This is a genomic window from Pseudooceanicola nanhaiensis (genome assembly GCF_020171315.1).
In the GTDB taxonomy this organism is placed as follows: domain Bacteria; phylum Pseudomonadota; class Alphaproteobacteria; order Rhodobacterales; family Rhodobacteraceae; genus Pseudooceanicola; species Pseudooceanicola nanhaiensis_A.
In genome coordinates, this window is record NZ_JAIUZP010000006.1 from 450950 (window position 1) to 477690 (window position 26741).

25 protein-coding genes are annotated in these 26741 nt (G+C 68.3%); 10 read left to right on the plus strand and 15 right to left on the minus strand.

The features are described from left to right. Nucleotides 1-179: 179 nt before the first annotated feature. Nucleotides 180-650, plus strand: coding sequence for a thioesterase family protein (locus LCM32_RS12115; RefSeq protein WP_224821330.1), 471 nt, complete (start codon nucleotides 180-182; stop codon nucleotides 648-650). A gap of 245 nt (nucleotides 651-895) precedes the next feature. Here the strand turns inward: LCM32_RS12115 and LCM32_RS12120 are convergent, their stop codons facing one another. Beyond that, nucleotides 896-1528, minus strand: coding sequence for a J domain-containing protein (locus LCM32_RS12120; RefSeq protein ID WP_224821331.1), 633 nt, complete (start codon nucleotides 1526-1528; stop codon nucleotides 896-898). 73 nt (nucleotides 1529-1601) lie between these two features. Here LCM32_RS12120 and LCM32_RS12125 point away from each other — a divergent pair, with 73 nt between their 5' ends. After that, nucleotides 1602-1859: a BolA family protein gene (locus LCM32_RS12125; RefSeq protein WP_224821332.1), complete on the plus strand. Its 258-nt coding sequence runs from the start codon at nucleotides 1602-1604 to the stop codon at nucleotides 1857-1859. 42 nt (nucleotides 1860-1901) lie between these two features. Here LCM32_RS12125 and LCM32_RS22155 read toward each other — a convergent pair whose 3' ends face one another. The 4 genes from LCM32_RS22155 to LCM32_RS12145 form a co-directional block, all read right to left on the minus strand. Then, nucleotides 1902-2627 (minus strand): DUF4177 domain-containing protein, encoded by a 726-nt coding sequence (locus tag LCM32_RS22155; RefSeq protein WP_412070680.1) that lies wholly within the window; start codon nucleotides 2625-2627, stop codon nucleotides 1902-1904. A 114-nt stretch (nucleotides 2628-2741) separates the two neighbouring features. Further along, nucleotides 2742-2906, minus strand: a complete 165-nt coding sequence (locus LCM32_RS12135; RefSeq protein ID WP_224821333.1) for a hypothetical protein — start codon at nucleotides 2904-2906, stop codon at nucleotides 2742-2744. A gap of 152 nt (nucleotides 2907-3058) precedes the next feature. Continuing rightward, nucleotides 3059-3757, minus strand: a complete 699-nt coding sequence (locus tag LCM32_RS12140) for an anti-sigma factor domain-containing protein (protein ID WP_224821334.1) — start codon at nucleotides 3755-3757, stop codon at nucleotides 3059-3061. After that, nucleotides 3754-4311, minus strand: coding sequence for a sigma-70 family RNA polymerase sigma factor (locus LCM32_RS12145; RefSeq protein ID WP_224821396.1), 558 nt, complete (start codon nucleotides 4309-4311; stop codon nucleotides 3754-3756). Before LCM32_RS12145 ends, LCM32_RS12140 begins: the two co-directional genes overlap by 4 nt. A gap of 180 nt (nucleotides 4312-4491) precedes the next feature. On the opposite strand from LCM32_RS12145, the gene cobS reads away from it, so the two are divergent. From cobS to LCM32_RS12175, 6 genes are all read left to right on the plus strand, one after another. Continuing rightward, nucleotides 4492-5475 carry a cobaltochelatase subunit CobS gene (gene cobS, locus LCM32_RS12150; RefSeq protein ID WP_222490400.1) on the plus strand — a complete coding sequence of 328 codons (984 nt, stop codon included), beginning with the start codon at nucleotides 4492-4494 and terminating at the stop codon, nucleotides 5473-5475. A 23-nt stretch (nucleotides 5476-5498) separates the two neighbouring features. Further along, entirely contained in the window at nucleotides 5499-6179 is a 681-nt protein-coding gene (locus tag LCM32_RS12155) for an aspartate/glutamate racemase family protein (RefSeq protein WP_224821335.1), read from the plus strand. Nucleotides 6180-6199: 20 nt separating this feature from the next. Continuing rightward, nucleotides 6200-6523 carry a hypothetical protein gene (locus LCM32_RS12160; protein ID WP_224821336.1) on the plus strand — a complete coding sequence of 108 codons (324 nt, stop codon included), beginning with the start codon at nucleotides 6200-6202 and terminating at the stop codon, nucleotides 6521-6523. Between the two features lie 88 nt (nucleotides 6524-6611). Then, complete coding sequence (gene cobT, locus LCM32_RS12165; protein WP_224821337.1) at nucleotides 6612-8492, plus strand: cobaltochelatase subunit CobT; 1881 nt, start codon at nucleotides 6612-6614, stop codon at nucleotides 8490-8492. A gap of 193 nt (nucleotides 8493-8685) precedes the next feature. Next, nucleotides 8686-10491 carry an aminopeptidase P family protein gene (locus LCM32_RS12170; protein WP_224821397.1) on the plus strand — a complete coding sequence of 602 codons (1806 nt, stop codon included), beginning with the start codon at nucleotides 8686-8688 and terminating at the stop codon, nucleotides 10489-10491. Nucleotides 10492-10597: 106 nt separating this feature from the next. After that, the gene (locus LCM32_RS12175; protein WP_224821338.1) at nucleotides 10598-10939 is read left to right on the plus strand and encodes a DUF427 domain-containing protein; all 342 of its coding nucleotides are present in this window, start codon (nucleotides 10598-10600) and stop codon (nucleotides 10937-10939) included. A gap of 352 nt (nucleotides 10940-11291) precedes the next feature. Here the strand turns inward: LCM32_RS12175 and LCM32_RS12180 are convergent, their stop codons facing one another. Then, a complete protein-coding gene (locus LCM32_RS12180) occupies nucleotides 11292-12968 on the minus strand; it encodes a chloride channel protein (protein ID WP_318246191.1) in 1677 nt (558 codons plus the stop codon). A 106-nt stretch (nucleotides 12969-13074) separates the two neighbouring features. On the opposite strand from LCM32_RS12180, the gene LCM32_RS12185 reads away from it, so the two are divergent. Both LCM32_RS12185 and LCM32_RS12190 read left to right on the plus strand, forming a co-directional pair. Next, a complete protein-coding gene (locus tag LCM32_RS12185; RefSeq protein ID WP_224821339.1) occupies nucleotides 13075-14457 on the plus strand; it encodes an FAD-binding oxidoreductase in 1383 nt (460 codons plus the stop codon). Between the two features lie 222 nt (nucleotides 14458-14679). After that, the gene (locus LCM32_RS12190) at nucleotides 14680-16467 is read left to right on the plus strand and encodes a LuxR C-terminal-related transcriptional regulator (RefSeq protein WP_224821340.1); all 1788 of its coding nucleotides are present in this window, start codon (nucleotides 14680-14682) and stop codon (nucleotides 16465-16467) included. Nucleotides 16468-16674: 207 nt separating this feature from the next. Here the strand turns inward: LCM32_RS12190 and recN are convergent, their stop codons facing one another. The 9 genes from recN to LCM32_RS12235 form a co-directional block, all read right to left on the minus strand. After that, nucleotides 16675-18321 carry a DNA repair protein RecN gene (gene recN / locus LCM32_RS12195; RefSeq protein WP_224821341.1) on the minus strand — a complete coding sequence of 549 codons (1647 nt, stop codon included), beginning with the start codon at nucleotides 18319-18321 and terminating at the stop codon, nucleotides 16675-16677. 58 nt (nucleotides 18322-18379) lie between these two features. Beyond that, nucleotides 18380-19237, minus strand: a complete 858-nt coding sequence (locus tag LCM32_RS12200) for an outer membrane protein assembly factor BamD (protein WP_224821342.1) — start codon at nucleotides 19235-19237, stop codon at nucleotides 18380-18382. A 271-nt stretch (nucleotides 19238-19508) separates the two neighbouring features. Continuing rightward, entirely contained in the window at nucleotides 19509-20429 is a 921-nt protein-coding gene (gene lpxC, locus LCM32_RS12205) for a UDP-3-O-acyl-N-acetylglucosamine deacetylase (RefSeq protein ID WP_224821343.1), read from the minus strand. A 335-nt stretch (nucleotides 20430-20764) separates the two neighbouring features. Continuing rightward, nucleotides 20765-22429, minus strand: coding sequence for a cell division protein FtsZ (gene ftsZ, locus LCM32_RS12210; RefSeq protein WP_224821344.1), 1665 nt, complete (start codon nucleotides 22427-22429; stop codon nucleotides 20765-20767). 174 nt (nucleotides 22430-22603) lie between these two features. Beyond that, nucleotides 22604-23938, minus strand: coding sequence for a cell division protein FtsA (gene ftsA, locus LCM32_RS12215; RefSeq protein ID WP_224821345.1), 1335 nt, complete (start codon nucleotides 23936-23938; stop codon nucleotides 22604-22606). Next, nucleotides 23938-24816 carry a cell division protein FtsQ/DivIB gene (locus tag LCM32_RS12220; RefSeq protein WP_224821346.1) on the minus strand — a complete coding sequence of 293 codons (879 nt, stop codon included), beginning with the start codon at nucleotides 24814-24816 and terminating at the stop codon, nucleotides 23938-23940. The genes ftsA and LCM32_RS12220 overlap by 1 nt, the downstream gene beginning before the upstream one ends. Nucleotides 24817-25065: 249 nt before the next feature. Beyond that, entirely contained in the window at nucleotides 25066-26010 is a 945-nt protein-coding gene (gene murB / locus LCM32_RS12225; RefSeq protein WP_224821347.1) for a UDP-N-acetylmuramate dehydrogenase, read from the minus strand. A 67-nt stretch (nucleotides 26011-26077) separates the two neighbouring features. Then, entirely contained in the window at nucleotides 26078-26317 is a 240-nt protein-coding gene (locus LCM32_RS12230; protein ID WP_224821348.1) for a DUF2484 family protein, read from the minus strand. Continuing rightward, nucleotides 26314-26553, minus strand: coding sequence for a DUF2484 family protein (locus LCM32_RS12235; protein ID WP_224821349.1), 240 nt, complete (start codon nucleotides 26551-26553; stop codon nucleotides 26314-26316). Before LCM32_RS12235 ends, LCM32_RS12230 begins: the two co-directional genes overlap by 4 nt. Nucleotides 26554-26741 lie beyond the last annotated feature (188 nt).

Sequence of the window (26741 nt, forward strand, 5' to 3'; positions counted from 1 at the left end):
GAAGGGCGGCGTAGGCCGCTGTGTGGGCTCTTCCTGCGGCTATAGCTGTGGCCGTGGCAGGGAAGATGGCCGGTCCGGTCGCCTGCAACCACGCAGTCACTCGAGCCTCGCACCCGCCCCCGGCCCTGCCCTTGCCCTGTGCCGCCCCTCTGCTAGGCTCCGGCGCGAAAGGAGACCTCATGGCGCATACCTTCACCTCTGGCCCGATGACCCTCAAACCGGAGTGGATCGACTACAACGGCCACCTGAACATGGCCTATTACGGTCGGCTCTTCGATGACGGCGTGGAGGAATACTTCACCCAGATGGGCATCGGCGAGGCCTACGCCCGCAGCAGCGGCCACACCACCTATTCTGCCGAGTTCCGGATCAGGTACCTGCGGGAGCTGCCGCCGGACGCGGTGGTGCGCGTGACCTTCCGCATCCTCGACCTCGGCCCGAAGAGCCTGCACTACGCGCAGGAGATCCTCCACGAGGATGGCTGGGTCAGCGCCACCGGCGAGGGCATCAGCCTGCACATCGACCAGTCCGGCCCCCGTGTCGCCGCCTACCCCGCGGAGATTGCCGCGCGGCTCGCCGCCGAGGCCAAGGCCCATGCGGCGGAGCCGGTGCCCGAGTGGGTCGGCGCGCCGATGAAAATCCGGAAGTGACGGGGACCAAGGCGGCGTCGTCTGGATGCACGGGCCGTTTCCCGCCGGTCTCCTCCATGCGCGCTACAGAGCCGCAACATGGGCAGGAGGCGCCCGGCGGGCCTGCCTGCGGGCGGACCGCCTGAGAAAGAGAAAACCCGAGACAGAGAAAAAGGGCAGAGGATCGCTCCTCTGCCCTTTTTCCTACCCAATTGTCCTGCCGGCGCCCGGGCCGACGCAGGGCCGGCCCGCAGGCCGGGGCTGCCTCACTTGAAGTTGCGGCTGTCCTTGATCTGGTCCCAGGCCCACATGACCTCCTGCAGTTGCTCTTCCTGAGAGCGGTCGCCGCCGTTCATGTCAGGGTGCAGCACCTTAATTAGCGACTTGTAGGCCTTGCGGACCTCGGCCTTGGTCCAATGGTCCTTGCCTTCGAGGATCTCCAGCGCGCGCCGCTCTGTCGGCGGCAGGCGGCGACCCTGGGTCGCGCCCGCGTTGCGGCCCGGGTTGCGGGTCGCGTTGTCCCCCAGCACCTGGTGCGGGTCCTCGATCCCCAGCCGGGCCCAGGCCCGCGCCTCGGGATCACCCAGCGGCTTGGTGGTGCGTTCCCAGACCTTGTCCTTGGACATCTGGGCGTTCATCTCCGCTTCGGTCGTGCCGTCGAAGAAGTTCCACTTCAGGTTGTACTCGCGGATATGCTCCTTGCAGAACCAGAAGTAGTCATCCAGCACGTCGGGGGCCTTGGGCGCCCGGTAGACACCCGGTTCCTCGCACCCCTCATGTTCGCAGACGCGCGTCGAGGTCTCCGAGGCACCGGACATCCCGCGCCGACCGCGCGTGTTCTTTTTCTTCTTTGCCGACGAGACGGACATGTCGAACCCAAAGGGGTCATTCTTGGCCATGCGATCACCTTTCCGAGTCAGGCGATGCAGTTTAGACTGATCGCCAGCAGATTGAAGAGGCTGGAGAGAAAAATTGAGCGTGACGGCAGAGATCCGCGAAAAACTCGAACAGGCGTTTTCGCCGGAAATGCTGGAGGTTGTCGATGACAGCGAACGGCACCGGGGACACGCCGGATATCAGGATGGCGGCGAGAGCCACTTCATCGTGACCATGCGGTCGCCGGCCTTTGAAGGCCAGTCCCGCATCGCCCGCCACAGGGCCGTACACAGCGCCTTGGGCGAGGATCTGATCAGCCGCATCCACGCGCTGAACCTGCATCTGGAAACCTGAAGCCCGGTGCGGCGGCGCGATGGAATCGCGCCGCTGGCCCCCTTACTCCTCGACGGGCTTGGGGGTGTCGGTGCGTCCCATCACCTGCGCGGCGCGCCGGCGCAGCATCTCCGAGAACCCGGTGTCGAGGGTCTGGGTATCCTCGACGCCATTGTCCTTCTCGATGTCCTGCGCACTTTCCTTCGCACCGCCCTGATGACTGGCCTGAGCATTGGCCGCAGGCCCACCGCGCGAGGCCCCACCAAGCGCGGGCGACGGGCCGCCTGCCCCGGTGGCCGGGCCAAGCCGCCCCGACCCGCCGGGGGCGGGGGGCGTATCATCGCCGGTCTCGTCCGGGTCTTCGGCCTCGATCTCGGGGCGGTCGACCCCGGCCTGCTCCGGCACCTTGGGCGTCTCCGGCTCGGCCGCCGCGCCCGCGTCATTCGCAGGCGTGTCCGGCGCGCTCAGGTCCGTGCTCGGGGCCGCGGGCGGCACGAGGATCGCCTTGGGCGCCCCGGCCTCCAGCAGTTCCGGCTGGAACGGCGCCGGGTCCGAGGGCCGCGGGCGGCGGAAGACCAGCACATGGCGGTAGGTTGTCGTGGTCGAGGTCAGGCCCGAGCGTTCCTCGCTCGGCAGGGTCTCGGCCCGCAGGTATTCCCAGCCCTCGGCGGCCATGTCGTTCATGACCTGCTCAAGCGCATGGGCGAAACGGCTCTCGGGGGTCTTGACCCCTTTCGCCTTCTGGCCGCGCGACGGAGCCGGCACCACCTTGTATTCGAAACGCATCATGTGACTCCTATGCGCCGGATGGGCGGGCTGATCAAGTCCGGGGCGCGCGGGACAGGGCCATGGGCGATCACGGCGCCGTCAGCGCCTGCACAACGGCCCGCGGGACCGCCGGTTTCAGCGCTGAAAGTTCTGGTGCACGGTGGCAAGCGGGGCGGTTCCGATCCGCGTGCCCCCGGCGGTCGCCTGACCGTCCTGAAGCCAGCTGCCGACAATGGCAACGACCGTCATGGTGAGCACGAGGCCCGCGGTCAGGTAGCGTCTGTTCGAATTGGTGAACATGAACATAGTGAGTCTTTATTCCAGTTGCCTCGGCGCGCGAACACGAGTTTCGCGGCACTGCAGCATCAACTAGGTCGGTGATACTCCCAAGGCCAGTGTCGGACAAGAAAAAACGCGGCTCGGCAGAAATGTGCCGCGGCGAGGCAACCCGGTCAGAGGGTTTCCGCCACCCCGGTTGCCAGCACGGCGCCGGTGGGCGCCCCGGTGGGCGAGCCGCCCGCCGGTTCGTCCGAGATCGCCAGCGTCGCCCCCGACAGCACCCTCGCCAGTTCCGGCGGCAGGCGCAATTCCACGCTCTCCGCCCCGTCGGGCCAGACCATGACAGAGACTGGCGCGGCCGTCCCGGCGATCAGCCAGACCTCCAGCGCGCGTCCCGGCTGCGGCCCGCCGTTCAGGCGCACCAGACGCAGTTCGCTGGCCGCGCTGTCGTATTCGGCGCGGAAATGCACCGGGGTGTCGACGCGGCCGATCTCGGCCACCACGTCGGTGCGCAGCGGCATCGCCGGGCGCAGCAGGTCAAAGCTGATCGCGCCCCAGAGGACCACGGCCGCAAGCGCCGCCCCCACCGCGATCTGCGGCAGGCCGAGACGGCGCCAGAAGGGCACGGTGTCATCGGGGAAGATCCGCCCGGTGATGGCATGCCAGACGCGGGCCGGCGGGGTGACCTCGGGCATGTCGTCCGTCAGCCGCCCGAAGCGGTCGGACCAATCGGCGACCTCGGCGCGCAGCGTGGCATTGGTGGCAAGGCTGCTCTCCACCGCGGCCACCTGCGCAGGCGCCAGCAGGCCCAGCACGTATTCCGCCGCGAGGATGTGGTCCTCGTCCCTGGTCTTGTCCGCCGCGCTGCTCATCGCGTGAGGCACTCCCGCAGTTTGATCAGGCTCCGCCGGAGCCACGTCCGCATCGTGTTGACCGGCACGTCGAAGCGCTTGGCCAGTTCGGCATAGGTTTCGCCCAGAAGATAGGCACGCTGCACCGCGTCGGAGCGATCCCGTTCAAGCTCGCCGAAACAGCGCAGAAGCTGCGCCCGGTCCGAGGAGGCGATGGCCGAGGCCTCCGGGTTTGGTGTCCCGTCGGGCACGTCCTCCGCCTGATCGAGGGACGTGCCCGCGGCCCGCCTCTTGCGCAACCGGTCGATGGCGTGGTTGCGCGCGATCGTGATCAGCCATGTCATCGGGCTGTATCCGACCACCCTGTACCTGTCCGCGTTGCACCAGATCTTGACGTAGATTTCCTGCAAGGCGTCCTCGGCTTCCTGCTCTCGTGACAAGATACGTAAGCAGACGCCAAAAAGTTTCGCAGAGGTGAGCTGATAAAGTCGTCCGAAGGCCGCGCGATCTCCCATGGCCGTGCGGGCGAGGAGATCTTCCAGCTCCTCCAGCGCCGCGGTGCCTGCCCGTTCCATCGTTGCCATGCATTCCCCCGGCTGACCCACCTGCCCGCCGTTTCGGCGGCGCCCTTCACCGACCCGGGATCGGGCACGTCCATTTTGCCCTTTCCCTTGTCTAGCTCTTCGATATGTTGCAAGGCGGACGGGCCCCGCGGGCCCCAAGCCCCCATTTTCGAACAGAAGGACAGCCACACCATGGCCGACGGAACCATCGATATCAATGCAAAGCCGACCGAAGAGATCTCGGTCCGCGAAGTTTTCGGCATCGATACGGACATGGTCGTGAAAGGCTTCGAAGAGCGCACCGACCGCGTCCCCGAAATCGACCCGACCTACAAGTTTGACCCCGATACCACCCTCGCCATCCTCGCCGGTTTCTCGCACAACCGCCGCGTCATGGTGCAGGGCTACCACGGTACGGGCAAATCGACCCATATCGAACAGGTGGCTGCACGGCTGAACTGGCCCTGCGTCCGCGTCAACCTCGACAGCCACATCTCCCGGATCGACCTGATCGGCAAGGATGCCATCAAGCTGAAGGATGGCGTGCAGGTTACCGAATTCCACGAGGGCATCCTGCCCTGGGCCCTGCGCAACCCCACTGCCATCGTCTTCGACGAATACGATGCGGGCCGCGCGGACGTGATGTTCGTGATCCAGCGGGTTCTGGAAACCGACGGCAAGCTGACCCTTCTGGACCAGAACGAGGTCATCACGCCGAACAAGTACTTCCGCCTGTTCGCCACCTCGAACACCGTGGGCCTCGGCGATACCACCGGCCTCTACCACGGCACCCAGCAGATCAACCAGGCCCAGATGGACCGCTGGTCGCTCGTCGCCACGCTGAACTACCTCAGCCATGACGCCGAGGCCGCCATCGTCCTGTCCAAGGCGCCGCATTACAACAACGAGAAGGGCCGCAAGACCGTCGCGCAGATGGTGACGCTCGCCGGCCTGACCCGGACCGCCTTCATGAACGGCGATCTCTCGACCGTGATGTCGCCCCGGACCGTGATCACCTGGGCCCAGAACGCCGAGATCTTCCGCAACGTGGGCTATGCCTTCCGCCTGACCTTCCTCAACAAGTGCGACGAGCTTGAACGCCAGACCGTGGCCGAGTTCTTCCAGCGCTGCTTCGACGAGGAACTGCCGGAAAGCGCCGCCTCGATCGCAAGCTGATCCAGGAGGGGGAGGACCGCGCCATGCATATCGGCCTGATTGGCGGTATCGGTGTCGCGGCCTCCCTCGTCTACTACGACAAGCTCGCGCGGCGCGTGGCCGAAACCGGCCAGCCGCTCGAGATGACCCTCGTTCACGCGGATGTCCGCCAACTGATCGAGAACAACCTCGCATGGCGCCCCGAGGCGCAGGCCGAGATCTTCCGCATCCTCATCGACCGTCTACAGGCCGCGGGCGCCGACTGCGCCACGCTGACCTCGCTCGGGGCGCATTTCTGCTATCCCGAGACCGCCGCCCTCTCCTCCCTGCCCCTCGTCAGCGCCATCGCGCCGCTGGACGATCACTTCGCCGGGCTGGGGTTGAAGAAGGTCGGCCTGCTCGGCACCGCGAATACGATGCGCACCCGTCTCTTCGGCCAGATGACGCGGGTTCAGGCGGTGGCGCCCACCGGTGATCTGGACGCGCTCGGCGCGCTCTACCAGTCCGTCGCCGTCGCCGGCACCTGCAGCGAGACACAGCGGCAGGCCTTCTTCGACGCGGGCCGCGCGATGGTCGAGGAACAGGGCGCCGAGGCGGTGATCCTCGCAGGCACCGACCTGAACCTCGCCTTCGACGGGCGCGACCCCGGCTATCCTGTCCATGATGCGCTCGACGTTCACGTGGCGCTGCTGGCCGATCTGGCGACCGGGCGGGCCCAGCTGTGATCCGCCGTCTCGCGTGTCTCATGCTCCTGCAGGCCGGTCTCCTGCCGGTCCCTGTGCAGGCCCTGCCGATCCTCGCGGACCCGAACGCGAAATGCACCGCCTTCTACCGGGCGCTGACCCGCTTCGACGGTGCCACGCCCGCCTTTGCCCTGCCCGGGGAGGAGGCCGAGCGACTCGCCCGCCTCTTTGCCACCCGCACGCAGGCCCCCGAACGCAGCATCACGCAGCGCCGCCTGTCGATCGAACGCGACCTGCGCCGGCTCTCCGGCGCGACCGAGGGCCCCGTCTTCGAACGCCTCGCGCGCATCGCCGAGGACTGCGCCGCGCGGCTGGCGCAGGAGTGAGCGCCCCGCCCCGGGGAGGCCTGCGAAAATTCCGCCCCCTGCGCGCATCCTCTTGCCGCCGCCCCGGCGGAGTGCTTTACCTCTCCCCATGAGCAAGCCCACCGACAACCCCGCAGATCCGTTCAAGAAGGCGCTCGCCGAGGCCACCAAGGTCATGGCCAACGATCCGGAGCTGACGGTGAATTATTCGGTCGACCCCTCGGGCAAGACCGCCGACACGATCCGCCTGCCGCAGGTCAGCCGCCGCATGACCAAGGACGAGGTCCTGCAGGCTCGTGGTGCCGCCGATGCGCTCGCGCTGCACCACCGCTACCACGATGCGGCGACGCATACGAAATACGCCCCCCCGGGCCAGATGGCGCGCGACCTCTACGAGGCGATGGAAACCGCCCGCTGCGAGGCCATGGGCGCCCGCGACATGCCCGGCACCGCCAAGAACATCGACGCCAAGATCGGCGCCGAGGCCCGGCGCATGGGCTATGACCAGATCAAGCAGGCCGCCGATGCGCCCCTGCCGGTGGCCGCGGGCTACCTGATCCGCCACCTCGCCACCGGGCGCGAGATGCCCGAGGGCGCGCAGAACGTCATGGAACTGTGGCGGCCCTTCATCGAGGAACAGGCCGGCGCGACGCTGGAAGACCTGCAGGAGATGCTCTCGGACCAGCAGGCCTTCGCCCGCTTCGCCCGCCGCATCATCGAGGACCTCGGCTATGGCGACCAGCTGGGCGAGGACCCGGACGGCACCGATGACGAGGCCGCGGACGAGGCCGAGGACCAGGGCGGCAACGACGACGAGGAGCCGGATAGCACCGGGCAGGACGAGGATCAGGATCCCGAAAGCGACGCCTCCCCGGAGCAGAGCCAGGAGGAGCAGCAGGACAGCTCCGAGGCGCAGGTCTCCATGGACGACATGGCCGACGAGGAGATGTCCGAAGAGGCCGAGATGCCCGAGGGCGAGGCCCCGCTGGAGCCCCCCGCCCCGCAGCCCGTCTCCGACGCCGATCCGAATTACACGGTCTACGATGCCTCCTTCGACGAGGAAGTCCTCGCCGAGGAACTGGCCGACCCCGATGAGCTGGAGCGCCTGCGCGCCTACCTCGACCAGCAGCTCGACCCGCTGAAAGGCGCGGTGTCGCGGCTGGCGAACAAGCTGCAGCGCCGTCTTCAGGCACAGCAGAACCGCTCGTGGGAATTCGACCGCGAGGAAGGCATCCTCGACGCGGGTCGCCTCGCGCGCGTGGTGGCCAACCCGACCACGCCGCTCTCCTTCAAGATCGAGAAGGACACCGAGTTCCGCGACACCGTGGTGACGCTGCTGCTCGACAACTCCGGCTCGATGCGCGGCCGCCCGATCTCGATCGCGGCGATCTGTGCCGACGTGCTGGCCCGGACGCTGGAGCGCTGCAACGTGAAGGTCGAGATCCTCGGCTTCACCACCCGCGCGTGGAAAGGCGGGCAGAGCCGCGAGAAGTGGCTGCAGGACGGCCGTCCGCAGCAGCCCGGCCGCCTGAACGACCTGCGCCACATCGTCTACAAGAGCGCCGATGCGCCCTGGCGCCGCGCGCGCCCGAACCTCGGGCTGATGATGAAGGAAGGCCTCCTGAAGGAGAACATCGACGGCGAGGCGCTGGAATGGGCGCACCGCCGGATGGTGAACCGCCGCGAGGTCCGCAAAATCCTCATGGTGATCTCCGACGGGGCTCCGGTGGACGATTCGACGCTCTCGGTGAACCCGGCCAACTTCCTCGAAAAGCACCTGCGCGACGTGATCGCCATGATCGAGAAGCGCAAGGCGGTGGAACTGCTGGCCATCGGCATCGGCCACGACGTGACCCGCTACTACGACCGCGCCGTGACGATCACCGACGTGGACCAGCTGGCGGGTGCCATGACCGAACAGCTCGCAGGGCTCTTCGACACCGATCCGCGCGCCCGCGCCCGGGTGCTGGGGATGCGCAAGGTCAGCTGACGGCCCGCCCGGCCGAGGCCCCGGGGCGCTGCCCCGGACCCCGGGATATTTCCGGCAAGAAAATGAGGGCACCCCGCATTTTCTTGCCCTCAAATATCCCCGCCGGAGGCCCGTCCCCGTGCCCCGCACGGGGACCAACAAGGACGTGCGCCGCAGGCGCGCAATTCGGAAAGGCACCGCCATGGCCCGCGACATGTTCCAGAGCTTCGACAGCCCCTCCTCGCCCGAACAGGGGCCGCCCCGGCTGACGGCGCTGCGGGCCGAGCTGGCGCGCCAGGGGCTCACCGGGTTCATCGTGCCGCGCGCCGATGCCCACCAGGGCGAATACGTGGCGCCCCATGACGAGCGGCTGGCCTGGCTGACGGGCTTCACCGGATCGGCCGGGTTCTGCATCGTGCTGCCCGAGGTGGCGGGCGTCTTCATCGACGGGCGCTACCGGGTTCAGGTGAAGGAGCAGGTGGCGGCCGGCGTCTTTACCCCCGTGCATTGGCCCGAGACCCGCCCCGCCGACTGGCTGCGCGAAAACGCGACTGGCGCGGCCGTGATCGGCTTCGACCCCTGGCTCCATGCGGTGGACGAGATCGCCCGGCTGGAAGCCGGCCTTGCGGGCAGCGGGATCACCTTGAGGCCCGTGGCGAACCCGGTGGATGCGATCTGGGACGACCAGCCCGCCCCGCCGATGGCGCCGATCACCCCCTATCCGCTGGAGTTCGCGGGCGAGCCTGCGGCCGACAAGGCTGCGCGCCTTGGCCGCCAGATCGCCGCGCAGGGGGCCAGGGCTGCCGTGCTGACCCTGCCCGACTCGATCGCCTGGCTGCTCAACATCCGGGGCACGGATATCGCCCGCAACCCGGTGCCGCATTGCTTTGCCGTGCTCCATGCAGAGGGCCAGGTGGACCTGATCGCCGCGCCCGGAAAATGCGACGCCGCGCTGCGTGAGCATCTGGGCGCCACGGTGACGCTGCTCGACACCGGTGCCTTCGGGGCGCGGCTCGACAGCCTTGATGGCCCGGTGCTCCTCGACCGGGGCAGTGCGCCGGTCTGGGTGCAGGACCGGTTGCAGGCGGCGGGCGCCTCCGTGCTGCTGGGGGAAGACCCCTGCAAGCTGCCCAAGGCCTGCAAGAACGCCACCGAGATCGCGGGCACCCGCGAGGCGCATCTGCGGGACGCCGCCGCCATGTGCCGCTTCCTCGCGTGGTTCGAGGCCGCCGAGCAGCCCGCCCTCACCGAGATCGACCTCGTCACCGCGCTGGAGGGCTTCCGGCGCGACACCAACATGCTGCTGGAGATCTCCTTCGACACGATCGCGGGCGCCGGGCCCCATGGCGCCCTGCCCCATTACCGGGTCAGCGTGGAGAGCAACCGCCAGCTCCGCGAAGGCGACCTGATCGTCGTGGACAGCGGCGGCCAGTACCTCGACGGCACCACGGACATCACCCGCACCCTCGTGGTGGGCGCCGCAGGCGCCGAGGAGAAGGCCTGCTTCACCCGTGTCCTCAAGGGCATGATCGCCATGAGCCGGGCGCGCTTCCCGCGCGGCATCGCGGGGCAGCATCTCGATGCGCTTGCCCGCTACCCGCTGTGGCTGGCCGGGCTGGATTACGACCACGGCACCGGCCATGGCGTCGGCACCTATCTCTGCGTGCACGAGGGGCCGCAGCGGCTGTCTCGGATCAGCGACGTGGCGCTGCGCGAGGGGATGATCCTCTCCAACGAGCCGGGCTATTACCGTGAGGGCGCCTTCGGCATCCGGATCGAGAACCTTCTGGTGGTGCGCAAGGCCGGAGACCTGGCCGGGGCGGACGATCGCGACATGCTCGATTTCGAGACCATCACCTGGGTGCCGATCGAGCGGCGGCTGATCGACCTTGCCCTGCTCGACGCGGAGGAGCGGGCCTGGGTCGATGGCTACCACCGGCTCTGCCGCGACAAACTGGCTCCCCGGGTGGACGCGGAGACCGCTTTGTGGTTGTCTGCCGCCACGGCCCCGCTCGGGTGATCCGGGCGCGCCGTCAGGCCGCCTGACCGCATCCGCGCCGTGCCACCGTCAAGACACTGTTACGTTGAGGGGTCACCACGGGACCAGCCGCGGAGGATTTGAAGACATGAGCGATATCACCATCATCAAGGCGGACGGCATCTGGTCCGTGCGCGCGGGCGGCGCCGTCCTGGCCGAAAGCCGCGAAGCCCTGGCGCTTTACGAAGGCGAACTGCCCATGGTCGTCTACTTCCCGCGGGAGGACATCGCCATGGCCTTCCTCGAGGCGACGGATCACGTCACCACCTGCGCCAAGAAGGGCGCGGCGGTGCATTACACGATCCACACCAAGAGCGGCGAGATCGAGAATGCGGCCTGGTCTTACGAGGCGCCGCTGGACGACGTGGCGCGGATCGCCGGGCACGTGGCCTTCTACGGGTCGGAGTTTGTGACGGTCGAGCAGATCTGATCTGGTCTGACAGGCACGCCGTCGGGCGGTGGAGGGGCCTTGCGGGGCCCCTTTTGTTTTGAGGCGTTCTGAGATGCCCCATGACGGGCGCGTTTCTATTCCGGCATTGAGATGACCGAGAAGGGCAGCGCCGTTCCGCAGGGTGGCGCGAACGCGCCGCCCCATGGGAGCGGGACGACGCTGCCCGGCCAGAGGCCGGGCGGGGCATCCCTTGGAAGTTACGTCCAAGCCCTTGGTGCGATCGTGCATCAAGAGCCTGCCCCATAGCGCAATGCGGCAAGGTCGTAGGGGGCTGTCTGCCCCCCGGCCCTGCGGGCCGTCCCCCGAGGATATTTCGGAACAGTGGATGGGATCAGCTGTGCTCTTCCGCCGCCGTGGCGGCGAGGGCGCGGTTGTAGGCCTTGAGCGCGTCGACGTGGAAGAGCGCCCCGATCAGCTCGGGCGGCTGGTCCGCGCCGCGCAGCTGCACCACCGGCAGGAAGGCGGCCCCGGTGCGGTCGAAGACCGGCAGGGCGGTTTCAAGCGTGGCAGTTGCGTCGAGGTAGGTGCCGGCCTCGATCATCTTCCAGCAGGGCTCGGCCGGAGCGGCGCCGGGCGTGCCGTCCGGGCGCATCACGCCCTGTGCGCGGAACATGGCGAGCAGATAGGCCTGCGGCCCGGCGGCGAGGTGGATGTTGCGCCGCTCCAGCTGGGTCAGGAAGAAGGAGCGATCCACCATCCGCGTGCCGAGCGCGGTGGAAATCGAGACCGTGACCATCACCGCGAGGCCGGTGGCCCAGTCTCCCGTCAGCTCGAAGATGATCAGCGTGGTGGAGATCGGCGCGCCGAGCACCGCCGCCGCCACCCCGCCCATGCCGGCGAGGGCATAGAGCGTGGCGGAGCCCGAGTTCTCGGGGAAGATGCCGGTGGCGATGATGCCGAAGGCCAGCCCCGTCAACCCGCCCACCATGAGCGAGGGCGAGAAGACCCCGCCCCCCATGCGCCCGCCCAGCGTGATCGCCACGGCGATCACCTTGAGCACGGCAAAGAGCATCGCCTCCCCCAGCAGCAGCTTGCCGGTGATTGCCGCCGCCGTGGTGCCATAGCCCACGCCGATGATGTGCGGGAAATAGATCGCCAGCGCCCCCAGCAGCAGCCCGGCACAGGCCGGGCGCAGCCAGCGGGGCATCCGGGTGGCGCGCTGCACGAAGTTGGCGAAATCCTCGGCCCAGAAGATCGAGAGCATCAGCACGCCTGCCACCACGCCGCAGACCGCGCCGAGCAGCAGGAAGGCGGGCAGTTCCTCGTAGAACTGAAGGATCGATTCCGGCGGCAGCGAGAATTCCGCCACGCCGCCATATTCCAGCCGGTTGATCACCGTGCCCGCGACCGAGGCGATGACGATCGGCGCGAAGGCATGGATGGCGAAGTGGCGCAGCACCACCTCCAGCGCGAAGAGCGCCCCCGCGATCGGCGCGTTGAACGAGGCCGAGACCGCCGCCGCCACGGCGCAGCCCAGCATGTCGCGCGCGGTGATGCCCGAGAAATGCATCCGGTCGTTGACCCAAGTGGCCATGGTCGCGGCAAGGTGCACCACCGGCCCCTCCCGCCCCGAGGAGCCGCCCGAACCCAGCGTCAGCAGCGAGGCCACGGCGGAGGCAAGCCCGGCCTTCACCTCGACCCGGCCGTCGTTCATGGCGGTGCCCTGGATCACGTCGGCGACCGAGCGGGCGCGCCCGTCAGGCGTGAACCGGTCGAGGATGACGCCGACCACCAGGCCGCCCGCCACCGGCAGCAGCAGCACCCAGTACCACGGCAGCTGCGAGGCGGCGCGGTAGATCATCTCGTGCTCTTCGGCGTGGTAGAGCCAGTGCTGAAGCTCTTCGATCCCCTTGCGGAAGCCAAGCGCCGCGAGGCCCGAGGCGATCCCGATGCAGAGCGCGATCAGCCAGAACAGGAACTGCCCCGGGCCCCGCATCCGCACCACGGACCAGCCGCTGCGACAGGTCGCATAGGCCTGATCCATCACCCGCGTGAGAGGCTCGCGCATTCTCTTCCCGTATCTCTTCCGTTTCCGTACCGTCTGCGGCCCCCCGGCCTTCCGGTTTGCCGCGCCATGGAATAGGGTCCGCACGCTGACCGATCAGGGGACCCCGATGGCAATTGAAGATGCATTGACCGAACTCTCTGGCTTTCTAGGCCAAGCCCTCAGCCGCTCCAAGTCCGATCTGGACAATCACGGGCGCTCAGAGAGCCATTTCCCGGAAACGCCTCCCGATGCGGTCGCCTACCCCGAGACGGTCGAGCAGGTGCAGGAAATCATGCGGATTTGTTCGCGCCACCGCTGCCCCGTGGTGGGCTTCGGCGCGGGCACCTCGCTGGAGGCGCAGGCACAGGCCACGCAGGGCGGCCTCGTGGTGGACTTCAGCCGGATGAACCGCATCCTCGAGGTGAACGACGCCGACATGGACGTGCGCGTCCAGCCCGGCGTGACCCGCGAGGCCCTGAACGAGGAGCTGCGCGCCACCGGCCTCTTCTTCCCGATCGACCCGGGCGCGAATGCGTCCCTCGGCGGCATGGCCGCGACACGCGCCAGCGGCACCACCGCCGTGCGCTACGGCACGATGCGCACAAACGTGCTGGGGATGCAGGTCGTCCTTGCGGACGGCCGGGTGATCCGCACCGGCAGCCGGGCGCGGAAGTCCTCTGCCGGCTATGACATGACAGGCCTCTTCGTGGGCTCCGAAGGCACGCTGGGCCTGATCTCCGAGCTGACGCTGCGGCTCTATGGCCAGCCCGAGGCGACCACCGCAGCCGTCTGCGCCTTCCCCCGGATCGAGGACGCGGTGGAGACGGTGATCGACACCATCCAGCTGGGCCTGCCGATGGCCCGGATCGAGTTCATCGACACCGAGACCGTGCAGGCCGTGAACGCCTATTCCGGCACCACCCTGCCGCCGATGCCGCACCTGATGGTGGAATTCCACGGCTCCGACGCCGGTGCCAAGGAACAGGCCGAAACCTTCGGCGAGATCGTCGCGGATCACGGCGGCACCGGCTTCGAATGGGCCACCCGCCCCGAGGACCGCAAGGCGCTCTGGCACATGCGGCACACCGCCTACTGGGCGATCCTCGCGGCACGGCCCGGCGCACGGGCCATCGTGACCGACATCTGCGTGCCGATCTCGCGTCTGGCCGAGGCCGTGAACGCCACCCGCAGCGACCTTGAGGCGGCGGGCGTCGACGGGCCGATCCTCGGCCACGTGGGCGACGGCAACTTCCACGCCATCCTGCTGCACGATCCCGCGGACGCCGAGGAAACCGCCAAGGTCAAGGCCGCCTCGGAGCGGCTGGTGGAACTGGCGCTGAGCTTTGGCGGCACGATCTCGGGCGAACATGGCGTGGGCGTGGGCAAACTGGGCTACATGGACCGCGAGCACGGCGAGACATGGGCGGCCATGGGCGCGATCAAGACCGCGCTCGACCCGCTCAACATCCTGAACCCCGGCAAGCTGGTGCCCCAGCCCGCCGCGGACTGAGCGACGCGGCCGCCCACAGCCGCGCCTTCGGTACACCCGCCCGTACCGCCTCAAAAACAGGCAGCCGCGCGGAATCGTTCCCCGGAGGCGCGCATGTGGGCTATGCTGCACCGTGGCACCCGGGGAGGGGGTGCCGCCCCGGACCGTCCGCGCCACCGCGCGGACGCCCGGAGCACGACCGAAAGGTCCCTTGGGAGGCTGTCACCGATGCCATGCACACCGATGACGTTCATGACGATGGAGGCCGAGGACGCTCCGTCGTACCGGCTACAGGACGAGATCCTGGATCGACTCTATGCCGTCGCCGAAGACCCGGCGCTCTATGACGGGGTGCTGGATGCGTGGAACCGGCTGGTGGCGCCCTTGCAGGCGCAGGCCCCGGGCTGGAGCCATGTCCACGTCCCCGGCCCGGACTTTGCCGCGCATTTTGCCCGGCTGACCCGCCTGCTCGGCAGTGACCGGGTGCAGCGCCGCCCGCGCGAGGATCACCTCGCCCTGTCGCGGATCACCGTCTCCATCGCCTTCACGCTGGACGCCGCCCTGCGGATCAGCGCCATGAATGCCGCCGCCGACGGCGTGCTGTCCCTGCCGCTGGGAACCGCGCTGCGGGATTTCCCGCTGCTGCCCGAGGATTGCCGCGCCCTTGCCGCCGAGGTCCGCCTGCTGCTGGCCAGCCCCGATGCACAGGCCCGGACGCTGCGCATCCGCCATCCGCGGACCTTCGGCACGATCCTTCTGAACCTGCGCCCCGTCTTCCCCGACCCGGAGCGCCAGCCCCCCGGCACCCAGCCGCGCCCCGACTACGTGATGGTCGTCACCTCGCTGCTTCGCTGGCCCGAGAGCCACGCCGACATGATGCAGACCGCCTTTGGCCTGACGCCCGCGGAATACGCGGTGCTGCGCTCGCTCGCGGCGGGGCAATCGGTCAACGAGATCGCCACCCAGCGGGGCCGGTCGGTCCAGACCGTGCGGGCGCAGGTGAAGGCGCTGCAACAGAAGACAGAGACCCGCAGCCAGCCCGAGCTGGTCCGCCTCACGCTCTCCACCGTCGAGACCGCCCCGCCGGAGGCGCGGCTCGACCATCAGCCGCGCGTCAGCCGCGGCATCCACCTGCTGGAGGACCGCCTGTTCCGGGTGCTGCGCCTGCCCGACGGGCGGCGGATGGAATACCTCGAATTCGGCGACCCGGCCGGGCGGCCCGTGCTCTACAGCCCGGGGCTGATCACGCTCTGCCGCTGGCCCGCCGAGGCCGAGGCTGCCGCCGCCGCGCAGGGCCTGCGGGTGATCGTGCCCCTGCGCGCGGGCTTCGGCGGCTCCTGCCCCCTGCCCCCGGAGGCGCCCCGGGGCGAAACCGTGGCCCAGGACCTCGCCGCCCTGATCGACGCCCTCGAGCTCGACCGCGTGTCGGTGCTGTGCCAGCACAACGATCTCTACTTCATCGCCCTGCTGCACGGCCTGCGGCCCGGGTGCCTCGATCAGGTCGTGGGGCTGGCCGCGCTGCTGCCGCTGTGCTGTGCCGAACAATATACCCGCATGGCCCGCTGGCCGCGCTTTATCCAGAGCAGCGCACGCTACACGCCGGACCTGCTGCCCGACATGGTCCGCGGCACCTTCGCCATGTCGCGCTGCATCGGCAAGCTGCCGGCGATGCGGCTCTTCTTCGGGGCCTCTGCCGATGACCTCGGCGTCCTGCAGGCGCCGGAGACGCAGGAGGCCATCACCGTGGGCACCGAGGCCACCATGTCGCGCGAGCGGGCGTCCATCGAGGCGTTCATCGACGATGTGATCGCAACCCACGGCTGCGACTGGAGCGCCGAGCTGCGCAGCCTCCTCTCCACGGTGCCCGTCACGGTGATGTATGGCGATCAGGATTCGATGATGCCGCCCGAGACGGTGGCAAACCGCGCCGCCGCTTTCCCCGGCGCGCGCTACATCACGGTCGCAGGCACCGGTCAGCTGCTCTTTTTCTCCCGCTGGAGGGATATTCTGCCGCTCTTCGGCAACGCTTGAGCGAGATTTGACGCGAAAAGGCGTCGTTTACCCTGTTTGGGGTATGATTCCCAAACTGAGAATATTTATAATGGAATCGTTAAGTGGTGCTGTGGTTGTGTGGGTTCGGGTCCGGGCCGCCTCCCACGGGGCGCTCCTTGGCCCGAACCGATCGTGATCGCTCCGGGCGCTTCGAAACTCCCCAAGATATCAGACAATTGCGCGGCGTCAGGCCAGCAGACTCTGCGCGGCCGCGCGGGCTTCCTCGGTGATCCGGTCGCCGGAAATCATCCGCGCGATCTCGTCGACGCGCTCGCCCCGGTCCAGAGGCACGACAGAGGACAGGGTCTGCCCCTCGGTCACCTTCTTCTCCACCCGCCAGTGATGCGCGCCAAGGGCCGCGACCTGCGGCGAATGGGTGACGACCAGAACCTGCCCGCTGGTGGCGAGCGCCGCCAGACGACGCCCCACCGCATCCGCGGTGGCGCCGCCGACGCCGCGGTCGATCTCGTCAAAGATCATCGTGGCGGAGCGGTCAGGCGCGGCAAGGCAGACCTTCAGCGCCAGCAGGAAGCGCGACAGTTCCCCGCCAGAGGCGATCTTGGCGATCGGGCCCGCAGGGGCACCGGGGTTCGTCGCCACCATGAAGGCGGCCTCGTCCCGCCCCTCGGGGCCTGCGGGGGCCTCGGTCAGTTCAGTCACGAAGCGGGCGCGTTCCATCTTGAGCGGCGCAAGCTCACCCTCGACGGCGGCGTCCAGCTTGCCCGCAGCCTCGGCCCGCGCCTTTGACAGCGCTGCCGCGGCCGTGTCGTAGACGGCCTCTGCCCCGGCCAGATCCCGGCGCAGCCCCTCGATGTCGTCGGCCCCGCGATCCAGCGCCGAGAGCTTGCCGCGCAGGTCGTCGGCGAAGGCCGCCAGCTCGTCCGGGGCCACGCCATGCTTGCGCGCCAGCCCGCGGATCTCGAAGAGCCGCTCCTCGGTGCGCTCTAGGTCGATGGGGTCGAAGTCGAGCGCCTCGAGGCAGCGTTCCACACCGTCGGCGGCATCGGCCAGTTCGGCCATCGCCCGGCCAAGGGCGGCCAGCGGTTCGTCCAGACGGCCCTCGACCCGGTCGGAGGCCCCTTCCAGCCACCGCAGCGCATCGCCCATGGCGCCCTCGGCCCCGTCGTTGCTGAGCGCCTGATGTGCCCGGGCGACGTCCTCGCGGACCCGTTCGGCGCCCTGCATGATCCGGCGGCGGGCGTCGAGCTCTGCCTCCTCGCCCGGCTGCGGGTCGAGCTTGTCCAGCTCCCCCACCGCATGGCGCAGGAAGTCTTCCTCGGCCTTCACCTCGTCCAGCGCCAGCTGCGCGGCCTCCAGCGCGCGGCGCGCCTGCGACAGCCCGCGCCACGCCCCCCGCACGTCCGAGCGCAGCACGCCGGTGGCGGCGAATTCGTCGAGCAGGGCAAGGTGGCCGCGCGGGTTCAGAAGCCCCCGGTCATCGTGCTGGCCGTGCAGTTCGACCAGCGTCTCGGACAGGGCGCGCAGCACCTCGCCGCTGGCGCGCCGGTCGTTGATCCACGCGGTCTTGCGTCCGTCGGAGCGGTTCACCCGGCGCAGGATCAGCTCTTCGCCCGCGGGCAGGCCTGCCTCTTCCAGCACGGCGCGGCCGGGGTGATCGGCAGGCAGGTCGAAGACCGCGGTCACCTCCCCCTGCTCGGCGCCCTGCCGCACGAGGTCTGCGCGGCCGCGCCAGCCGAGGACAAAGCCGAGACTGTCGAGAAGAATGGATTTGCCGGCCCCGGTCTCGCCGGTCAGCACGTTCAGACCGGGCTGGAAGTCAAGCTCCAGCCGGTCGATGATCAGCATGTCACGGATCTCAAGACCGCGCAGCATCCGTGGTCTTACTCCCTAAAGGCCAGCGGCAGCGCCATGCGGCGCCGCGCCCCGTTCGTTACAGCCATTCGCCGCGCAGCATCTGGCGATAGACCTGTGCCAGCCAGCTGTCACCGATCACCTCGGGCTTCAGACCCTTGCCGGTCAGCAGGTTGTAGCTCGCCTCGTACCATTCCGTGGACTGGAAGTTGTAGCCGAGGATCGCGCCCGCGGTCTGTGCCTCTGCCACGAGGCCCAGCGACAGGTAGGCTTCCACCAGACGGTGCAGGGCTTCGGCGGTGTGGGTGGTGGTCTGGAAGTCCTCCACCACAACGCGGAAGCGGTTCACCGCGGCGGTGTAATGCTGCTTCTTCAGATAGTAGCGGCCGATCTCCATTTCCTTCGACGCGAGGTGGTCGAAGGCGAGGTCGAATTTCAGGATCGCCGAGCGGGCATAGTCGCTGTCGGGATACTTCTCGATCACCGCGCGCAGTGCCTGAAGCGCCTGGAAGGTCAGGCCCTGGTCGCGGCCGACTTCGTCGATCTGGTCATAATAGGACAGCGCCAGCAGGTACTGGGCATAGGCGGCGTCTTCTTCGGTCGGGTAGAAATCGAGGTAGCGCTGCGCAGCGGAGCGGCTTTCCTCGTAGTTCTTGCCCTGATGCTGGGCAAAGGCCTGCATGATCAGCGCGCGCTTGGCCCATTCCGAATAGGGATAGAGCCGCTCGACCTCGCCGAAGAAATCGGCGGCATCGCCATAGCGGTTGCGGTCCATTTCGAACTCGCCGCGCTCGTAGATCTGTTCGGCGGTGTAGGTCTCCAGCGGCAGCGAGTCGACGGTGCCGCCGCCATTGCCACAGCCTGCCAGGAATGCCGCGAGGAGGAGCGGCCCTGCCAGCTTCATCACGCCGCGGCCTTTGGAACCGACGCCTGTCATGCTTGCTCTCACCCTCTTGCCGTCCTTGTCATCGAGCGGGGCCGTGGCTTGGCCCTGCCGTTCATTCGGGTCTAGCACAGAAAAATTCCGGTGCAAAACGCCTATGGAGTATCCTGCACCGCCGGTCTCGGCAAGGCGGAAAGGGCGTCCGGGGGCACAGGCGGCGCGATCGGTCAAATCCCCGCATCTGTCCGCCCTGAATGCAGAAAACCGGCCCCTGAAGGCCGGTTTTCCTGTCGTCTTTTGCCGTCCGGGCCCTGTCACGAATGCGTCAGGCGACAGCGGGAATTTCGTCCATGTGCACACCGGCACCGGGCAGCTGTGCCATCTGGTCGGCCGAGCAGGTGACCATCCGCAGGGCGCCCGGTTCCGCAAAGGCGGCGCGCAGCAGCGTGTTGGTCAGGCTGTGGCCCGCGCGGTAGCCGGTGTAGCGGCCCAGCAGGGGCGCGCCGGCCATGAAGAGATCGCCAAGCGCGTCGAGCATCTTGTGGCGCACGGCCTCGTCCGTGTGGCGCAGGCCACCGGGGCTGAGGATACGGTCACCATCCACCACCACGGCGTTGTCCAGCGTGCCGCCGAGGGCAAGGCCCTGCGCGCGCATCGCGTCCACGTCCGACTGGCGGCAGAAGGTGCGGGCATCGCAAAGCTCGCGCACGAAGGTGCCGTTCGACATGGTCAGGACCTTGTCCTGCACGCCGATGGCCGCATCGGGGAAATCGATGTGGAAGGAAATCTCCAGTGCCTTGCCCGGCTCCAGACGGGCCCAGGCCTCGCCATTGCGAACCTCGACCGTCTTCAGCACTTCGAAGGCGCGCACCGGGGCGGCCTGACGCTGAAGCCCACGGGCGAGGATCCCACGCACGAAGGGCGCGGAGGAGCCGTCGAGGATCGGAACCTCGGGGCCGTCAACTTCCACGAGGGCGTTGGTCACGCCGCAGCCTGCGAGCGCCGCCATCACGTGTTCCACGGTGGAGAGCGAGGCCCCTGCCCCGTTCACGACCTTGGTGCAGAGCGGGGTCCGCTCCACCACGTCCCAGCGGGCGGGGATCAGCGCGTCGCCCACGGCAATGTCGGTCCGGCGGAACCAGATGCCATGATGCGCGGCCGCGGGGCGGATGGTCAGCCGGACAGGAGCGCCGGAATGCAGACCGACACCCGTGAAGCGGACCGGAGCTTTGATCGTCGTTTGCAAGGGTCTACCCTTTCGGTTCGGGACCGGCGGGGCATCCTGCCCGGGCCGGGGCCGCAAACCTGTGGCTTTCTCACGTTCTGGACGGATAAAGCGCGCTGAAGGTAACGGCCTGTTCATATTCGCTGATCACTAGGTAAGACGTGGGGGGCAGACCCTCAACTCACTCTTTGCAACGGTTTGCAACATACGGGCCCGTCCGTGGCGGAACCCTGCGCATCCCCGGGCGCACCCCATGCAACCCCTTGATACAAAAGAAAAGACCGCCCTCGAAGGGCGGCCTTTTGATCGCGTGTGACGCTACGTCCGGGGCCATTTGTGACCCCGGAGTGTAACACTCAGTTGGCCTGACGGCGCAGGAATGCGGGGATTTCGATCCGCTCCTGATCGGGGTCGTGACGCTCTTCCGGCTCGGCTTCGTGGGCGCGCAGGCTGGGCTGTGCGCGGGTCTGGGCCTGCGGCTTGGGCGCCGGCTGACGGACGGGAGCAGCGGGCTGCTCGTTGTGGCCGGTCATCCGGTTGATCAGGTTGTTGAGGCCGAACCCACCCCGGCGTTCGCCCTGCGGTGCCGCCGGAGCGGCTGCGCGGGGCTGGGGTGCCGGAACCTGCGCGGGACGCGCGGGTGCCTTGGCGACCGCGTGCTGCAGACGGGCAAGCGCCTCGGGAGAGGGCTGGCCTGCGGGACGCGGACGGGGCGCGACGAAGTTCTCCGCCTCGGGCTCTTCGTAGTGGACCGGCGCCTGCTGCACGGGCTGCGGGCGATAGGCAGGCTCGGGCAGGTGATCCTGTGCGGCAGCGCGGGGCGCCGGACGGGGCTCTTCTGCCTGACGCTCGAAGCTGTCGAAGAACGAGGGCTCTTCATCCGCTTCGGGCTCGTATTCTTCCTCGACGCGGGCCACCGGGGCGGCTGCCTGTGCGACGGGCTGCGGTGCGGGGGCCGGTGCGGCCTCCTGAACGACCTCGGCCTCGATAGCCTCGGGCTGGCGCAGCGGTTCTGCCAGTTTGCGGCGCGGGACGGGGATGTCCTGCACGCTCTCGGAGGCGTCGATGCCGGTGGCCACGACCGAGACGCGCATCCGCCCGTCCATGGTGGTGTCCAGCGTCGAGCCGACGATGATGTTGGCGTCCGGGTCCACTTCCTCGCGGATGCGGTTCGCGGCTTCGTCCAGTTCGAACAGCGTCAGGTCGTTGCCGCCCGTGATGTTGATGAGAACGCCCTTCGCACCGCGCAGGCTGATCTCGTCCAGCAGCGGGTTCGCTATGGCTTGTTCGGCCGCCTTGGTCGCGCGTTCGTCGCCCTCGCCCTCGCCGGTGCCCATCATGGCCTTGCCCATCTCGTCCATGACCGAGCGGACGTCGGCGAAGTCGAGGTTGATCAGGCCGGGGCGAACCATCAGGTCCGAGATGCCCTTGACGCCCTGGTAGAGGACGTTGTCTGCCATCGAGAAGGCCTCGGTGAAGGTCGTCTTCTCGTTGGCGAGGCGGAACAGGTTCTGGTTCGGAATGATGATGAGCGTGTCGACGACCTTCTGCAGGACCTCGACGCCCTCTTCCGCCTGGCGCATCCGCTTGGCGCCTTCGAACTGGAAGGGCTTGGTCACGACGCCGACGGTCAGAACACCCAGTTCACGGGCAGCCTGCGCGATGATCGGGGCTGCACCGGTGCCGGTGCCACCGCCCATACCGGCGGTGATGAAGCACATGTGCGCGCCGGCCAGGTGATCGACGATCTGTTCGATGCTCTCTTCGGCGGCGGCTGCGCCGACCGCGGCACGGGCGCCTGCGCCCAGACCTTCGGTGATCTTCACGCCCAGCTGAACGCGGGCTTCCGCGCGGCTCTGCTGAAGAGCCTGTGCGTCGGTATTGGCCACCACGAAGTCGACACCGTCGAGCGCCTTCTCGATCATGTTGTTGACCGCGTTGCCGCCTGCGCCACCGACACCGAACACGGTAATCCGGGGCTTCAGTTCTTCGTGACCGGGCATCGTAAGATTGAGTGTCATTGCTCTGTCCGCCTGATGTTGCCCCCAGATTCCCGGGGATTGTTCTGCCTAATCAGGAATAATCTTAACAACCTGTTGCAGTGACGTCACGCGAAAAAGAGGAAATCCCTACAAAATATGGCCGCGAGTCCGGGCGGACTCGCGGGATTTTGCCGATTATTCCAGATATGGGGTTTACCAGTTCTCTTTGAACCAGCGGACGGCCCGCTTCAGCGACCGCGCGGGATAGCGATCGTGGGGCAGATCGAAGTCCCACCACTCGTCCTGCGGGTGCGCCGCAAAGAGACACATCCCCACGGCAGAGGCAAAGCCCGGCCCGGTGGCGGCCTGCGGCAGGCCGTGGACGCGCAGCGGACGGCCAAGGCGGACCTGCTGGCCGAGGATTCGGCTGGCCAACCCGTCGAGGCCGGGGATCTGGCTGGCGCCGCCGGTCAGCACGATCTGCTGGCTCGGCAGGTGGTCGAAGCCCGCCGCGTCGAGACGGTAGCGCACCTCTTCGAGGATCTCCTCGACCCGCGGGCGCATGACGCCGATCAGCTCGGCCCGGGTGACGGTGCGGCGGTCGTGTTCCCAATCGCCGGTCTCGCCGCCGATCTCGATCTGCTCACGGTCGTCCATGCCGGTGGCGATGACGCCGCCGTAGAAGGTTTTCAGCCGTTCGGCATTGGCATGCGGGATTTGCAGCGCCATCGAGATGTCGCCGGTCACGTGATCGCCGCCCATGCGCACCGCATCGGCATAGATCATGTGCTTCTTCATGAAGATCGAGATGCCGGTGGCCCCGCCCCCCATGTCGATGCAGGCCGCGCCCAGTTCCTGTTCGTCCTCCACCAGCGAGGCGATGCCGGTGACATAGGCCGAGGAGGCGATGCCCGCGAGTTCGAGGTCGCAGCGGTGGATGCAATGCACGAGGTTCTGCACCGCCGCCGCATCCACGGTCAGCATGTGCATGTCGGTCGCCAGACGGTTGCCCATCTGGCCCCGCGGATCAGAGAGGCCCGAGCGGTGGTCGAGGGCGAAGTTCACCGGCTGCGCGTGGATCACCTCGCGCCCGCCGCCGAAGTCCGGCACGTCGCAGGCGGCCAGCACGCGGCTCACGTCCTGTTCGGTGACCATCTGGCCCGAAAGCTCGACCTCACCTGCCAGACCATAGCTGCGCGGACCGGCGCCCGAAAAACAGGCAATCACGTGGTCGACACGGACCTTGGCCATCTTCTGCGCCGCCTGGATCGCGGTGCGGATCGCCTTTTCGGCCTCCTGCATCGCCTCCACCTCGCCGAAGCGCACCCCGCGCGAGCGGGTCGTGGCGGCACCGATCACCCGAAAGCCCGCCTGCCCTGCCAGCGAGCCGACCCCGTCCCCGGTGGTCACACGCTCGGCATTGTCGAAGCGCAGGACGAGACAGGCGATCTTGGAGCTGCCCACGTCGAGGATCGCAACCACCCCGCGCTGCATGGCAGCCCGCCGCATGTTGCGCATCGCGCGCTGACTCTCGTACAGATCCATCATTACTGTCCGGCCTCCACCAACATGTCCTTGCTCAGCCACCAATGGGCAACGGCGTCCTGGTTCATTCGGATCGTCGGGCGCGCGGCAAGCCGCATGTCCACCGACGACAAATCTCTTGCGAAAAGCTGCTGCGCCTCGTCGAGCGCGATCACCCGCTCCAGCGCCTGCACCGGCTTGGCCACCGGCAGCAGCACCCGCTGCCCGCGGTCCAGCACCAGGTCCCAGCGGCGTTCGCCCACCCGGACGAGACCCCGCACGCGGTCCTTGAGCGGCGCGGCGGCCGACAGGATGCGCAGCGCCTCGGGCACCGCATCGCGGGCACCGTCGCCGGCGATCAGCGGCAGGTCCTCGCGGGTGGCGCGGGTCGAGACACCGCCCACCACCACGCCTTCGCGGTCCACGAGGTCGAGCCCGTCGCGCGAGCGCCACAGCACCACCGGCTGCCGCTCGATCACGTTGATCTGCAGGATGTTGCCCGCGCGGATGAAAAGGCTCACGTCCTTGACCGCCGGCAGCTCGAGGATCGTCTGCTGCAGCGTGTCGAGGTCGATGTCGAAGGAGGTCATCGGGAAGTCGAGCTGTGCGACTTCGCGGATGTCGGATTCCACGTTGGCGGACGCGCCCTCGACGGCCATCAGCTTGACCATGAATTCGGGCCGCATCTCGAACTTGTCGCGCAGCTCGTGGATCGTCAGCAGGACCTGGTCGCGGCGGTCCTGATCGCCCAGATAGGCCGAGGTCGCGCCAAGCGTGATCAGGAAGGGCACCCCCGCGCGCAGGAAGAAGCGCACCGCCGGGGTCAGCATCAGCCGTTCAAGGCGATAGGCCCAGAGGGAGGGCGCGGGATCGTGACGGACGGGGCGGGTCAGCTGAGCCATGGGGCCCTCCGCGCATCAGGGGCAGACCCTTGGGCGCGGACGGACAGGATGCAGGCCGCTGCGCGGTGCATCCCCTCTTCCCGATTGGCGTCGTTCACGCGAGCCGCGCCGCGCCACGCAAAGCGTGCGCCGGACTCTGTCACTGCCGCCACGTCGGGGTTTGTCCTGCTCGACGAACCCAATTCCGTGCCTCAAGTCTTCGGGCCATTTTCGGCCCTTGTTGGTTTTTCTTTAGCTTACTGCCTGCGGTCAGTCGCCGGGTCTGTCGCCCTTGGCTTCACCTATCCGCATGATTTCCCACTCTAGCTGCAAACCGCTGGTTTGGAAAACCCTTTTTCGCACTTCCTCGCCCAGCTGTTCCAGATCCGCGGCCGTGGCTGCCCCCGTATTGATCAGGAAGTTGGAGTGTTTTTCGCTCATCTGCGCGCCGCCGATCATGGCCCCCCGCATCCCCGCGTCGTCGATCAGTTTCCACGCCTTAAGGTCATGTACGTCATCCGCCCGCCCGGTCGAGGAAAAGCCCGCCGGATTGCGGAAGGTGGAGCCCGCGGTGCGGTCCTTCGTGGGCTGGGTCGCGTCGCGCTTGGCCAGCTGATCTTCCATCCGCGCGGCCAGTTCGGCCGGGTCGCCCGCCGGGCCTTCCAGCACCACCTCGGTCAGCACCCAGCCCTCGGGCAGCGCGCTCTGCCGGTACTGGAAGGCAAGGTCCTCGCCGCTCAGCGTCACGATTTCCCCCGCCCGCGTCACGGCGCGGGCCGAGACGAAGGCGTCCTTCGTGTAGGTGCCATAGCAGCCCGCGTTCATCCGCACCGCGCCGCCGATGGCGCCGGGGATCGTGCGCAGGAAGGTCAGGTCCACGCCCGCCTCTGCCGCGCGCCGGGCCACGTGGGCATCCAGCGCCGCCGCCCCGGCCGTCACCCGCGACCCTTCGGCCACGATCCCGTTGAAACCGCGCCCCAGACGGATCACCACGCCGCGCAGCCCCCCGTCGCGCACGATCAGGTTGCTGCCCACGCCCATGGGGAAGACAGGCACTTCCGGGTCGAGCTGGCGCAGGAAATCGGCAAGGTCATCCTCGTCCGCGGGCTGGAACAGCCAGTCCGCCGGGCCGCCCACCCGCAGCCACGTCAGGTCGGCCATGGCGCGGTCGGCACTCAGCCGGCCTCGGGTCTCGATCTGGTCTGGACGGGCCATGGTCTCTCCTGCGGCTTCGGGATCGCAGGGCTAGGTAGCGCCCTGCCCCCGCCAAGGCAAGCCGGGGCTAACGCGCCTTCAGCCAGCGGAGGAGATAGATCACCGGCCAGCGGAAGACCGAGAGGCCGCAAGCGAGGACCACCAGCGCCCAGACCCAGCCATCCCGCAGCAGCACCCACAGCAGCACCGGCACGAAGGCCGCCATCAGCGCGTAGGCCCACGTCCAGTGGTTGTCACGCGAGGGGATCATCCCCGCCACCGCCGCCGCCAGCACCCAGAGGCAGGCCGCCACCAGAGCCGGGCTCACTCGACCCGGCCCTTGCGGTTCACGAGGTGGAAGAGCGGCCGCCGGAAGACCGAAAGGACAGCGATCAGCGCCACCAGCGCCATGCCCGCCCCATGGGCCTGCCCGATGAGGACAAGGATCGCCACCGCGCCAAGGATTAGCGCCAGCCCGGGCCAGAGTTGCAGCCGCATCGGCAGCAGCGCCACAAGGGCCGCGGCCAGCACCCAGAGGCAGGCCAGTATCCACGGAAGGCTCATGCGGGACCTCATTTTCGCTCGCCGGAGTTTTGATCCCGCGGGCCGGGCTGACAAGCCTGCGCCCCTGTCGCGCCGGGCTTTTCAGCACTCTGGGGCACAAAAGCCCCACTCCCGCGCCCTGCTGCTCAGTCCGTGGCGGGTTTCATGCTAGGCTGCGTCGATTGCCGGCCCTACCCGATTTCATGAAA